11 protein-coding genes are annotated in these 14,439 nt (G+C 25.7%); 10 read left to right on the top strand and 1 reads right to left on the bottom strand.

Features of this window, described 5'->3' with window-relative positions:
- Positions 1 to 213 precede the first annotated feature (213 nt).
- Positions 214 to 3,003 carry a helix-turn-helix and ligand-binding sensor domain-containing protein gene (locus MPF13_RS11860; RefSeq protein WP_249982767.1) on the bottom strand — a complete coding sequence of 930 codons (2,790 nt, stop codon included), beginning with the start codon at positions 3,001 to 3,003 and terminating at the stop codon, positions 214 to 216.
- 373 nt (positions 3,004 to 3,376) lie between these two features.
- Here MPF13_RS11860 and MPF13_RS11855 point away from each other — a divergent pair, with 373 nt between their 5' ends.
- From MPF13_RS11855 to MPF13_RS11810, 10 genes are all read left to right on the top strand, one after another.
- Entirely contained in the window at positions 3,377 to 5,149 is a 1,773-nt protein-coding gene (locus tag MPF13_RS11855) for a helix-turn-helix domain-containing protein (RefSeq protein WP_249982766.1), read from the top strand.
- A gap of 189 nt (positions 5,150 to 5,338) precedes the next feature.
- Positions 5,339 to 6,592, top strand: a complete 1,254-nt coding sequence (locus MPF13_RS11850) for a serine hydrolase domain-containing protein (RefSeq protein ID WP_249982764.1) — start codon at positions 5,339 to 5,341, stop codon at positions 6,590 to 6,592.
- 54 nt (positions 6,593 to 6,646) lie between these two features.
- A complete protein-coding gene (locus MPF13_RS11845) occupies positions 6,647 to 7,504 on the top strand; it encodes an SDR family oxidoreductase (RefSeq protein ID WP_249982763.1) in 858 nt (285 codons plus the stop codon).
- A gap of 77 nt (positions 7,505 to 7,581) precedes the next feature.
- Positions 7,582 to 8,181 carry a hypothetical protein gene (locus tag MPF13_RS11840; protein WP_249982762.1) on the top strand — a complete coding sequence of 200 codons (600 nt, stop codon included), beginning with the start codon at positions 7,582 to 7,584 and terminating at the stop codon, positions 8,179 to 8,181.
- A gap of 7 nt (positions 8,182 to 8,188) precedes the next feature.
- Positions 8,189 to 9,058, top strand: a complete 870-nt coding sequence (locus MPF13_RS11835) for an alpha/beta fold hydrolase (protein WP_249982760.1) — start codon at positions 8,189 to 8,191, stop codon at positions 9,056 to 9,058.
- Positions 9,055 to 10,182 (top strand): serine hydrolase domain-containing protein, encoded by a 1,128-nt coding sequence (locus tag MPF13_RS11830; protein WP_249982759.1) that lies wholly within the window; start codon positions 9,055 to 9,057, stop codon positions 10,180 to 10,182. The genes MPF13_RS11835 and MPF13_RS11830 overlap by 4 nt, the downstream gene beginning before the upstream one ends.
- Positions 10,183 to 10,244: 62 nt before the next feature.
- Positions 10,245 to 11,486: a S41 family peptidase gene (locus tag MPF13_RS11825; RefSeq protein WP_249982757.1), complete on the top strand. Its 1,242-nt coding sequence runs from the start codon at positions 10,245 to 10,247 to the stop codon at positions 11,484 to 11,486.
- 2 nt (positions 11,487 to 11,488) lie between these two features.
- A complete protein-coding gene (locus MPF13_RS11820) occupies positions 11,489 to 12,118 on the top strand; it encodes a CatB-related O-acetyltransferase (RefSeq protein WP_249982756.1) in 630 nt (209 codons plus the stop codon).
- 242 nt (positions 12,119 to 12,360) lie between these two features.
- Positions 12,361 to 13,518: a site-specific tyrosine recombinase/integron integrase gene (xerA, locus tag MPF13_RS11815; RefSeq protein WP_249982754.1), complete on the top strand. Its 1,158-nt coding sequence runs from the start codon at positions 12,361 to 12,363 to the stop codon at positions 13,516 to 13,518.
- Positions 13,484 to 14,209: a toxin-antitoxin system YwqK family antitoxin gene (locus MPF13_RS11810; protein ID WP_249982753.1), complete on the top strand. Its 726-nt coding sequence runs from the start codon at positions 13,484 to 13,486 to the stop codon at positions 14,207 to 14,209. The genes xerA and MPF13_RS11810 overlap by 35 nt, the downstream gene beginning before the upstream one ends.
- The last annotated feature ends 230 nt before the right edge of the window (positions 14,210 to 14,439 follow it).

Here is a 14,439-nt window from a genome sequence, read left to right as displayed (position 1 = left end):
GATTTATTATTTGATTATAAAACTATAGTTAAAATTTAGTTAAATGATAAAAACAGCCACTACAAAAAACATACATCGTAAATAAAACAAGTAAAAATCATCAATTCCCTAATAAATACAAGGGTTTTAACATGTGTTAAAAATTACCGTAAAATGATACTATTTTAACTCTGTATAGGTAATGTTGTGTATTAAAAGCTGTTTGTTTGGGTGTTATATTTCTAAAATATAATTTGTTAAGTTAGAATCATGAGGCAACTCCATCTTTTTTCTTAATCTATACCTTTTAACCTCTACACTTCTTGGAGAAATATTAAGCAAAGGAGCTATTTCTTTAGAAGATAAATTAAGCCTTAAATAGGCACATAATCTCAAATCATTTGGGGTTAAATTTGGGTGCTTGTCTTTAACTTTTTTAAGAAAATTTTTATCTGCGTTATTAAATGCTTCTTGAAACATTTTCCAATCGTCTGTATTGTTTAAGTTCTTATCTATTATCTTAATAACTTTAGCAACATTTTTTTCTCCACCAGATATCAATTCTAACTTTATAGTGTTTAGAAAATCATTCTTTTTAATAATATTCATTGTAGATGTTGCTAGCTCTCTATTTTTGCTTTCAATATCATGTCTTAACTTATCATTATTTAACTTTATGATTTGCTGAGAACTCTCTAATTCTTTTAATTCTAGTTCTTTATTTGCTTTTTCTAACAATTCTTTACGCTGTTTTCTATAATATCTTTTAGAAGCAACATGAACTAAATAAAGAGCAAATAAGGATAAAAGCACATAAATAGTAATAAAAGTATTTGAAATATACCAAGGCTTATCTATTACAAAACTAAAAGCAGCTTCATTATTACTTAATTTACCACCTACAACTGCCCTTACTTTAAATGTGTAGCTACCATAAGAAATGTTTTCAAAAAGAACAGATTTTGATTCTGATGGAACACTCCAAATTTTATTTTGCCCCAGTAATCGATACTGATATTTTATACTTGTAGTACTGTTATAATTTGGTACACTATAGAAAAATTCAAAATTATTTTCTTTAGAAGTAAACTCTTTTTTTGTTGACAAACCTACACTTGTCTTAGGCATATCTAACACAAAATTATTCACTTTGTTAATTTGGATATTATTTTCACTAGACTTAACAACTTTATTTAAATTAACAACTAAATACCCATTAGTAGCACCAATTAAATAGTTTTCATTGTTTAAATGAATTATATTTTCAAAACCTGGAGCAGATCTTAAAACAGTTTCTGATATTGGAATACTTTTTATAGTTGGCTTATTACTTAATTTACCTGGTATTAAATATTTAATATTTTCTTTTGAAAAAGACCAAAGAACATTGTTAGATTTATTAAGCACTAAAACACTTGATAAGTAATTATCACTATCTATTAACTGACTAAAAACACTATCTTTTTTAAATGTTTCGTTTTTATCATCATACAAAAACACGCCATTTTTACTAGAATAAAGCATTTTATTTTTATAAGAAATTAACGAAGAGTGAAGCCCTTTGGTAATTGATTGTTCTAAACTAACACTTTCAACCTTTTGCAAATCATTATCTAAAACAAGTTTAAAAACCCCTTTGTACTCATGATTTACAAATATTTTATTATTGTATTTTACAAAAAACCTACTTGAGTTATTAAAACCCGTTATTTTATTTCTAAAACTCCATGTGTTATTTTTCTTTTCTAAAACATATAAACCATCATAACATCCTTGAAGAATTAAATTATCACTTATTCTACTTAATTTCCATGTACCTTCTTTGTTAAAAATTAACTTAGATTTATTTGCATTGATAATAAAAGTTCCAGAAGTATGACCGCAAAATAACTTACCATCTATTACAGATAAACTCCATACCTGACCTTGAGTATCTTCTACCAATTTAAAACTTTCTTTAGAGTTTTTTTCTCTGTAAAAGAGCCCTTGATTGGTACCTAAATAGAGCGTATTATTAAAAACAATAGAGGCGTAAATTGTACCAATAAAATCGTTATTATTATAAATTTTAAAAGGTGAAGTACTATTTATGGAATTGACTCCATTATCTAAACCCAACCAAATATTATTATCAATATCTTCAAATACTGATAAAACTGTATTATTATTTAAACCAGACTTTTGTGTAACTTGATAATTTATCTCTCCATCACTGTTTAGTAAAATAAAACCATCAGAAATTGTTCCAAGAGCATAATCATTGTTTTTTAAAAGTTTAGCACTATAAACTGTAACATCTTTCAACTTTGCCTCAGAAGGCGTTTCCCACCTAACAATTTCACCTTCATCTAAAAAGTAAAAACCTGCTTTTTGAGTTAAAATCAACAACTTTTCATTTTTCTCAAAAATTTCTACTACTATATTATTTCTTAATACTTTATGATCAGATATTAATTTAGGAACACCATTTTCTATTTTAAACAAACCTTTATTAGCTTCTTGAAAATAAATGACATCATTTACTTTAGATAAAGTAATTATTCTAAATTCAGACTCAATGATTTTTACTTCCTTAGAATCTAAATTATATAAATAAATTCTTTCTAAAGATTTAAAGAGAACCCAACCATCTATTTCTATGATACTCCATATTTGTTCATCTTCTAACATTTTAATATTCTCTTTCTTGGCTATTGAGTTGTAAACTAAATTTCCATAAACATTTTTAGTCCAAAAACCAAAATCCATATAAAAACCAGTAAATACTTTATCTCCTAAAACCTTAACAGATCTCATTACTGTTTCATTGGGTGTAGGATACAATACCCAATCTGCTCCATTAAACTCTAACAAACCTTTATTATTTGCTACATAAATAAATTTTGCCTCAGATTGTGATATAGCCCAATTTTGATTTTCTGCCTTATAATCTTTTGCAGTATATGTTGCAATAGGTGGCAACTCTTGAGCTAAAGTTGTAACAGAAAGTAAAAAAATAAAAATCAGCGAGAATAATCTATACATTTTAATTTGTGTATTGTTTGGTTACTAATTTACATTAAATACTATTAAATAAAGACATAAAACACATTTTGTATGGTTCATGTATAGGTAAATTGAATAGTTTGTAACAAAAAATAATTTATCAATATTAAAAGCGAGGAGTAAAAAAGAATTATAATTATAAAATAAAAGTCCTAGGATAACTTTTCACACAAGTTGAACTAAAATATAAAATCTTATATTTAGACATCAATTTAAAACAGGTTAATAATTAAATAAATTATTGTTTTCTTGTTACAAAAGATAGATTTTATCGTTATCATAATGTAACATGTATTTAAATTGAACAGAGATTTCAAGTTTTTAAATAAATTAGAAAAAAAGTTATTGAAAAATGAAAAATAACAAATCCATTGCAGTTTTACCTTTTGTAAACATGAGCAATGATTTAGAAAATGAATATTTCAGTGATGGTATAACCGAAGAAATTATTAATGCTTTAACTAAAATTGAGCATTTAAAAGTTATAGCAAGAACATCATCTTTTGCCTTTAAAGGAAAAAATATAGACTTAAGAAAAGTTGGTAAACAATTAAATGTTTCTACCATTTTAGAAGGTAGTGTAAGAAAAGATAAGAATAGAGTAAGAATTACTGCACAATTAATAGATACAAGAGAAGGCACCCATTATTGGTCTAAAAATTTTGATAAAGAACTTTTAGATATTTTTAAATTACAAGATGAAATTAGCTTATTAATTGCCAATGAAGTCAGAAATAATTTTGGGCATTTTGATATACAAGATCATTTAGTTAAAAAAACAACTAATAGTATTGATGCATATGAACTTTTTTTAAAAGGACGTTATTCGCAACTACAATGGACACCAGAATCTTTAACAATTGCAATTAATTATTATGATAAAGCAATTGAAGCAGACAAAAATTACGCTAAAGCTTATTATGCAAACTTACAATGTTATGGTTTATTAGCTACATGGGGATTTATGCCTTATGAAGAAGGTATAGAATTAGCCATTGGAAATTTTTTAAAAGCTAAAGAAATTGACACTAAATTACCTGAATACCCACTTTCTTTTGTTGGTAAAAGTTATTGGGGAGAATGGAATTTTAATTCTACTTATTCTCATATAAAAAATGTTTTAGCAATAAACCCAAATCACATAGATGGTTTAGAAGCAATGGCAGAATTATTTACTGCAAATGGTTTTTTTAAACAAGCTTTATTTTATGCAAATAAATTACTAGAACTAGACCCTTTATCAGCAAATAACCTATACACAATTGCTCATATTTATTATTTCAAAAAAGAATATGAAGTAGCTTTAAACTATATTAGAAAAGCAGTAAATTATAGCCAAGACTTAGAACTTGCAAATCATTTACATTGTTTATGTTTAATTTGGTTAAATAGAAAACAAGAATTTAATGACGCTGTAAAAAATCAAAAAACTGCAGATTTACATCAATTATTATTTAGTGTTATAAATGAAGGAATTTCAGAAATACCTAAATATCAAATTGAACAATGGACTAATTCTGATAAAGAAGACACACAATTGGCTCCTTTAAAATTGTTTATTCTTGCAAATACCAACCACAAAGAAATTGCTTTTAATCTATTAAAAATATATATAGACCAAAAACGTGGACAAATAATAAACTTCAGAAATGAACCCTTGTTAGAAAAACTAAAATCTAATAGCAAGTTTATAACTTTACATCAATCTAATCTTTCAATAAAGGATTTAGATCCTCTTGTAAAAACTAAAATTGGTTCTAAAACCACCATAGAAAAAGCAGAAAAAGAAAAATTCAAAATAAAACTGTTAGATTATTTTGAAAAGAATAAACCATATTTAAATGCTCAATTAAGTTTAAATATTTTGGCTGATGAAATAGATTTACATCCAAACAAACTTTCTTTTTTTATAAACGAAATAATGGGCATAAACTTTAACGAGTTTTTAAATAAATACAGATTAGAACATTTTAAAAGCATTGCATTAAACCCAAAGTTTAACCACATTACTATTTTAGGATTGGCTTATGATAGTGGTTTTAACTCTAAAAGTGTATTTAACACTTACTTTAAAAAGACAGAAAGCACAACTCCAAGTCAGTGGGTTAAGTCTCAAAAAAATTAAACCTCAAATTACTTTTTTTTAAATCTTTAAAACACAAAATATTTACAACTATATATTTTGTGTTTAACTGCTATTTAAAAATTCATCTTCCTTTTTTAAAGTGTTCTAATTTATAAATTAGAACGACTGACACTTACTTATACTTCAATTTTGCAGTGTTAAAATTTAAAATCAATTAAAAATATAATTATGAAAACACTTAATAATTTTATGATAGTTCTAATACTATCAATATCAACTTTAATGATGTCTTGTAACAATGAAGACAATATAGCAAACCCTCCTTTAGATGGTATCAAAACAAATGAAGATTTAACCGAATATTTAGAAACCCTTTTAGACTCAAAAGATATTCCAGGTTTTTCTGTGAATATAAATATTGGCAACAATATCGCTTTTCAAAAATCTTTTGGATATGCTAACATTACTAACCAAATTCCATATACAAATCAAACCTTAAATAATTTAGCATCAACAAGTAAAACTTTTTTGGGTGCAGCAACTGCAAAAGCAATTGAGCAAGGTTTATTTACTTTAGAAACCAATATTAATGATTTATTACCTATTGATATTGTAAATCCTAAAAACCCAAATGGAATTATAAAAATTAAGCACTTAGTTACCCACACATCAGGTATTATAGATGTTCCACAAACATACATAAGTAGCAATTATTTCATTTTAATGGGGCAAAATATAGACACAACTATTGGCAACATATTGGTAAATGATTTAGGTATTCAGCAAATGGAACAAATAGATTTAGATGAATATTTAGTAGAAATTTTTAGTGAAGATGGAGATTTATACAATTTAGATAATTATTTAGATACAGAACCTGGAGAAACTTGGGCGTATTCTAATGATGCAACATCATTAATGGGTTTTATAATTGAGCATGTTTCTGGTATTTCTTATGATGAATATGTAGCTAATTACATATTAAATCCTTTACAAATGAATAACTCTACTTTTAATTTAGAGCAAGTAGATTTTCAAAATATGGCCACTTTATATTATGATACAAACACACCTTTTCCAAACTATGCAAATCATGGATATGTAGAAGGTGGTTTATACAGTAACAATAATGATATGAGCAAATATTTATTAGAAATGATGCGTGGAGCAAGAGGAGAATCTGCAACCTTATTTTCTAATCAATATTATCAATTATTATTTGGAGCACAATTACAAAACGGAATTGTACCTACAGATTTTGCAGAAAACCATGGTTTGTTTTGGTATATGAAAGATGATTATTTAATGCATGGAGGAAATAGTTTAGGTATTTCTTCTCATATACAACTTAAAAAAGATGGTACTGCAGGGTTTGTAATCATATCTAATATGGATGGAACATTTGTTGGAAATGAAGTAAAATGGACAGAAATAAAAGTATTAATTACAACTGCAATTGAAGAATATATTTCTAATAATTAAAACACTTAAAGGAATTAAAAGAGTGTAAACATTCTCAAAATTCAATAGATTATCATGAAAAATAGAAAAATATTACTTGCAGGAGCAACTGGTTATTTAGGCAATCATATTCTAAAAGTTTTAGACAAAAACAAAGAACAAACTAGAGTACTTGCTAGAAACACTAAAAAACTAGAAGCATTTTCAGAATCGCATATTGAAATTAAAATTGCAGAAGTTACCAAACCAGAAACTTTAATAAATATCTGCAATGATATAGACATTGTCATTTCTACTATAGGAATTACTAGACAAAAAGATGGTTTAACTTATATGGATGTAGATTATAAAGCCAATAAAAATTTGCTAGATGAAGCTATAAAAGCAAAGGTTAAACATTTTGTTTATGTTTCTGCAATTAATGGAGATAAGTACAAGCACCTAAAAATATTTGAAGCTAAAGAAAAATTTGTATCCGAATTAAAGTCATCTGGATTACAGTACACTATTGTTAGGCCCAATGGTTTTTTCTCTGATATGAAAGACTTTTTACAAATGGCTAAATCTGGGAGGGTTTACTTATTTGGTAAAGGAAATCAAAAATTTAACCCTATTCATGGAGAAGATTTAGCACACTTTATTTATGGTTTATTACATAAAAATTTAAAAGAAATTTCTGTTGGTGGTCCAGATATTTTAAGCTTAAATGAAATTGGAAAAATGGCTTTACAAGCTAATAATAAACCTATAAAAATAACACATTTACCAGATTGTATTAGAAAATTTACAATTTGGAGTTTAAGAAAATTTACCAGTGTAAAAACATATGGACCTATAGAGTTTTTCTTAACACTAATGGCAAAAGATAATATTGCACCCCAATATGGAAATAAAAAGTTAATTAACTTTTTTAATAATTCTTCTAAACAATAAGTACTGAAATATAATTCAGAACGATTCACTTTAGAATCTGCAACATATTTGCAGCGTAAAATTTTAAAAACAAAAAAATGAACACAAAAACAAGAAGTAAAAAAACTATGAACAAATTAAATTTAATTGCGTTAATTCTAATCTCATTTGTAACGCTTAATCAAAATGCACAAGAAACTCCTAATAGAGAAAAATTTATTTTCGAATTTAGTGTTGGAGCAGGATCAATAAGTTTAGAAAACAGCGAAGGAACTCAAACTTTTGACAAATCTGAAGGAACTATGATTTTCCCTGATTTAAAAGTAGGATATATGGTAAAAGAAAATTTAGCTATTACAGCTTCTTTACCTGGGTCTATTTATAGTTTTGAAGGAAATGACAGACATTTTGGGGGAGTTCTAACAGGAGTACAATATTGGTTTTCTAACAAATGGTGGTTAAATGGTGGTTTAGGATTAGCTATAGATTCTCCAGCTTTATATGATATTAGTGATATAAATGATGATTGGAATTTTGGTAAAATTGTATCTGTTGGTGTAGGTTATGAGTTTTATCAAAAAGAAAACTTTGCAATGAACATTCAAAGTAAAGTGTTAATGGGAAGAGTTAATCTAGACAATAACCAACATAGAGATGCTGTTTCTTTTGGATTAAGTGTAGGGTTTAACTGGTTTTAATAGCAAAATGAAGTCCAAAATTAGAAATACAGAGAGAACACAAATATTAAATTTATACTATCAAGAATTAGATAATTTAGATTTAGATTTTGAACTACAAACTGTTGAAACATCTTTTGGAGATACTAATGTTATTATTTTAGAAAACAATAAAAAACCCCCTTTAATATTGGTGCATGGCTTTTTTGGTTGTGCACCATTTGCAATACAAACTATAAGAGGATTAGAAAAGCATTTTAAAATTTATGCTATTGATATTTTAAATGAACCCAATTTAAGTGATGCGTTTCATTTAAATCCTTTTAAAAAAGACCATAGTAAATGGTTTTACGAGGTTTTATCTCGTTTACAAGTATACAATGCTTATTTTGTAGGAATTTCATTAGGTGGTTATATTGGCTTTAAAACGTTAACAACAAATTCTAAAAGAATTAAAAAAGCATTTTTAATAAATCCAACAGGAGTTATAAAATGGAATTATTTTAAAGTAGCATCACACTTATTAATTCCTTTAATATGTTATAAAAATTTTAATAACGATAAATATTTAAATAAAATATACAACAAGCTATACCCAACAATAAATGATTTATCCTTAAAATATTTATCAAAAAAAATACAAACTAGTAATTTAAGTTCTTATAAATTTCCATTAATCTCAGAACAAGAAGCAAGTTTAATTAATACACCTTTATACATAATTGCTTCTGAAGATAATTTTATTTACAATGGAAAATTATTGATTAATAAAGCAAAAAAAAGATTCCCTTCTTTAAAAGAAGTAGTCTTTTTAAAAAATGCAAAATATATTTTATCAGATAAAGAAAACAAAATTGTAGTTAATTATATTTTAGAAAACACAAATTTTGAAAAATGAAAACAAAAATATTATTAATAGCATTTTTAACATGTTCAGTATTTATGAATGCTCAAAATAAACATACATTTAATATAAAACAGATTTTTGAAAAAAACACCTTAAATAAAAAAGTACAAAATGCTTTTTTAAAAGTACATTCTAAAAATATAAATATAGAACTAGTTAATGGTACGTTTTCTAATGGAAATAAAGTAACACTAAATAATCCTTTTTATACTGCAAGCATTGGTAAAATGTTTACAGCAACTGCAATTGCCATTTTAAAGGATAAAAATTTATTATCGTTTAAAGACAAAATAAGTAAGCATTTATCAGAAGATATAATAACTAATTTACACGTTATAAAAGGTGTTAATTATTCTAATAATATTACAATAGAAAATCTTTTACAACACACATCTGGACTGCCAGATTATTTCGAAGATCAAACAATAGATGGCTCTCCAAACGTAATTAATCAACTTTTTATAAACCCCAATAAAACTTGGTCTTCTATAGAGTGTATTCAGTTTACAAAAAATAAAATGAAACCTTTATTTACACCTGGTAAAAACTATCATTATACAGATACAGAATATGTTCTTTTAGGCTTAATTATAGAAAAAGTTAGTAAATTAAAATTACATGATTTTATAAAACAAAATATTTTTAAACCCTTAAAAATGAATCATTCTTATTATAATTTACTGTCTAAGCCAATAAACAAGACCAATACAATTGCAGAAATTTTTGTAGGGAATTTTGAAATTTCGAATTTTAAAAGTTTGTCTGCAGATTGGGCAGGTGGTGGAATTGTTTCTACAACTTCTGATTTAATTACTTTTCAAAGAGCGCTTTTTAATAATAGATTATTGAAACCAGAAACATTAAAATCTATACAAAATTGGGTTTCAGAAACCCAAGGAATGTACTATGGTTTTGGGCTAAGAAAAATTGTTTTAAATGAATTAAGTCCGCAATTACCAAAACTAGAATTAATAGGACATTCTGGTAGTACAGGTTCTTTTTTATATTATTGTCCTAATTTAGACATCTATTTATCTGGTACATTAAATCAAACAGAAGCAACTAAAAGTTCAATTTTGTTAATAGCTGAGATCTTAAAAGAATTAAACAAGTAACTAAACTTTTATTTTTTTATCAATTTATATAGACACAATAACAATTTTTATAAATTTATCTTATGAATAAACATAAAAACACAAAGATTTATTTTTTTATTGGGTTTTGTATCTTATCGCAATTAATAATTGCCCAAAAAATTAATTGGCAAGAAGATTTAAAAATATACAGTGCTAAACTAGAAGAAAAACATATCGATTTATATCATAAAATTAATAAACAAGAATTTAAAAAATCTACACAAAAAATTTTAAATCTTTCTAAAAAAGGCGATGATTATAAGACTATAATTGAGTTAATGAAGTTAACTAAAAAAATTGGTGATGGACACACAGCAGTATCTTTAAGAAATTTAGATGTTCATCAATTTCCTTTTGAAATTCAGCTTATAGAAAACAAATGGAGAGTTGTAAAAACGCCTTCGTCAAAAAAAAATATTTTAAAATCTACGTTAATAAAAGTAGATGGAATTCCTATATCAGAAGTTGCTTCCAAAATTTCTGAAACTGCACAATTTGTAGAGAATAAATATTCTAAAACTGTAAGAACTGCAAGCTATTTAACTATAAGTGAATTGTTGTATCATTTAAATATTATCAAAACTAAAAAAATAGCACTTTTTACTTTTTTAGATGAAAACAATAATGAGTTTAAAGTTCAATTTACAGCCTTAAAAAACACTGAACTAAAGCAATTAGATTATGCTACATTAGAAATTGGAGTACCAGAAATAGAAAAACCTAAAAATCCTAAATTCAATTTTTTATGGTTTGCTCCTATCAAAAATAAAAATGCAGTGTATATCAATTTTAAAAGTTATCCTAGTTTTGATCAAATGCAAAATTTTGGAGATAATTTAGTAAAATATATTGCTAAAAACAACACAAAAAACCTTGTAATTGATTTACGTAAAAATGGTGGTGGAGATTTATATGTGGGTGTAATTTTAGCTTATGTATTAAATTTAGCAGATTCTGTAGATTGGAAAAACGGAGTTTATTTACTAACATCAAACGTTACATTTTCTGCAGGCACAAGTAATACTGCTCTTTTTAAGCAATTGTTAAATGCAAAAGTTGTTGAGCAACCTACAGGTTCTAATCCTACAGGTTATCAAGATATGGGTCAATTTAATTTACCAAACTCTAAGTTAGTTATTACCTATTCTAAAAGAAAATTTAAATTATCAGATAAAACAACACAAGGCATTCAACCAGATGTTTTAATTTATCCAAAATGGTCTAACTATGTACTAGGTAAAGACGAAGTACTTGCACACATTATTAACAATTTAATGATATAAATATGGCTGCACCAAACTCAACCACAATATTCCCTTTAAAAGGATATAATAGATTATGCTTTTTAAAAAATATAATTAAAAATCCTAATATTATTGTAGGTGATTATACCTATTATGACGATTTTGAAGATGTGTATAATTTTGAAAAAAATGTAAAATACCATTTCGATTTTATAGGAGATAAACTCATAATTGGTAAATTTTGTATGATTGCTTCTGATGTATCATTTATTATGAATGGTGGCAATCATTTAACAGCATCTACCTCTGCTTATCCTTTTGCTATTTTTGGTGAAGATTGGCAAAGTGCAATGGATCATAAAACATACCCTACCAAAGGAAACACAATTGTTGGTAATGATGTTTGGATAGGTAATGATGTTACAATTATGCCAGGAATTACAATTGGAGATGGTGCAATTATTGGTGCAAAATCTGTAGTTACAAAAGATGTTGCTCCTTTTTCTATTATTGGTGGAAATCCAGCAAAAGAAATAAAAATGCGTTTTAAAGCAGAAGTAATTGAAAAATTATTATTGATAAAATGGTGGAATTGGGACGTTAATAAAATAACAAAACATTTAAGTTTACTTACTTCAAACCCAGAAAATTTATTAAATACTGAACTCTAAATTAAGACTATAAGCTTTTAAAACGTTTGTATTATAAAAATAGTAAACAACTATAACAAAAAATAAAATCATTAAAAATTATGGCAAGTAATATTTATGTGTTTTAAACTAAAAAAGTAAAAGATTCTAAATATAATTAAGTATTAACAAACAAAATTTAACTAACTCTTTTTTGATAAGTTTAGCACTAAAAATTAATTATCTCATTAAATTTCACTAAATTTAAGTGCTATTTAAAAAGAATGAAAAATTTACCTACTATATTTTTAGAACATAAAGTTCATAGAAAAACCGCACAACTTCTTATAAAGTTTGATTACAACGAGTTTTTAATAAAAAACGTTAAAAAAATTAATGGAACAAAATGGAGTTACACTCTTAAGTCTTGGTACATAAAAGACAGTGAAGAAAATTTAGCTTTGGTTTTTAATTTTTTTAAAAACATAGCTATAATTGACACTCAAAAACTTGTTAAAAAAGATGTTTTTAAAAGAAAACTAAACAACGAAGAAAAAAAGTTATTAAATAATTTTTATTTATACCTAAAAGGAAAAAGATATAGTAAAAGTACTATACAAACTTATACTTTTTTCATAGCAGATTTTATAAATTTTCACACCAAAAAAGCCTTAGAAGAATTAACAAATAGAGATGTTGAGTTGTTTATTGAAAAAGTTTTTGTAGAAAGAAATTACTCTATTAGTTCTCAAAGACAATTTATAAGTGCATTAAAATTATTTATTGTTTTTCAGCCACAAACAAAGATTAGTAGTTTAGTATTAGAGCGACCAAAAAAATCTAGGAAATTACCTAATGTAATTTCACAAGAAGAGGTTCTAAATATCATTAAAGTCACTCAAAACCTAAAACATAGAGCTATAATTGCTTTAATTTATTCTTGTGGATTAAGAATTAGTGAGTTAGTAAATTTAAAACTCAACGATTTTCATATTGAAAGAAAACAATTGATTATAAAAAATGGTAAAGGAAGAAAAGACAGGTATGTTAGTTTAGCAGACAGTTTTCTTCCATTGCTATCTAATTATTATCATTCTTACAACCCAAAAACTTATTTTGTAGAAGGTCAAAAAGGAGGAAAGTATACAGCAGATAGTGTAAGGCAGTTTCTAAAAAAGAGCTGTTTAAAAGCAAATATTAACAAACCAGTAACCCCACACACATTAAGACATAGTTATGCAACTCACCTGCTAGAAAATGGAGTTGACATTAGATATATACAATCTTTATTGGGACATGCAAAACCAGAAACAACCATGATTTACACACATGTAAAACGTAAAGATTTAATGGAAATTCAAAATCCATTAGATGCTGCTTTACAAAAGATAAATAAATTGGATAATAATGAACAAAAACTTTTATTATCCGGAAGAATTTAACCAAAAAAATGTATTTTTAAATACTTATAACCCGTTGTGCATAATAAAAATGAACCTACTCAAAAAAATAATATTTCTCTTTTTAATTAACTTTTCTTGTTTTAGTCAAAAAGACAAGAATGGAAAATTAGATTTTAAATTTTTAGATAAATGCACGAATAAATTTGTAGAAGCTGAATTTGAAACTGACTCAATTCCAGGATTAAAAAATGGAGTTTCAGTAACTTATTATACAAAACGTGGAAATTGGATTTCTCAAGGTTTTTATTCAACTATAATTAATGAAAATTCTATTGACACAATCATAATTCCTAAAATTCTCTTTTCATTTGGAAATGAACTTCATTCAAAACGCTGGAAATATCTAAATTGTGAAAAACCTTGTAATGGAATTGAAACTGACTTTTATGAAAACGGAAAGAAAAGAATTGTCGGAAACTTTGAAAATGGAAAACCACTTGAAATAAAAGAATATCGAGAAAATGGAACACTTGTAATTCAGACTTTTTATGAAAATTTAACTTTGAAATATAATCGTATAAATTATTACGACCACAAAGAAAGGTTAGTAGAATATGAAATTTATGAAAATAAAAGGAAAAAAACTATAGTGAAAACATTTAGCAAGGACGGAAAACTAATTAGAAAAGAAACAGAGAAACACAATATTGAAAAAAATAAGTGGAATTAAAATTACTATGCACAACAACGTGTATATTCAATTGCTTGCTTTTAGCTTACTTGGGAAAATCCTATCGGATTTTCTATTCAGTAATTATTTGCTAAATTTAATACTTAAACCACGCAACTGAAACATACACAAAACCGTTGTAAATAATGCGTGAAAAAAATTAACGAAAATGAAATATGCTGAATTTAATATTGGAAATAATAAAATAGAATTCTTGAATTCTGTATTCG

Source organism: Polaribacter sp. Z022, from assembly GCF_023555495.1.
In the GTDB taxonomy this organism is placed as follows: domain Bacteria; phylum Bacteroidota; class Bacteroidia; order Flavobacteriales; family Flavobacteriaceae; genus Polaribacter.
Note: the sequence above shows the minus strand (reverse complement) of the source record. Positions and strands in the feature narration are given on the sequence as shown.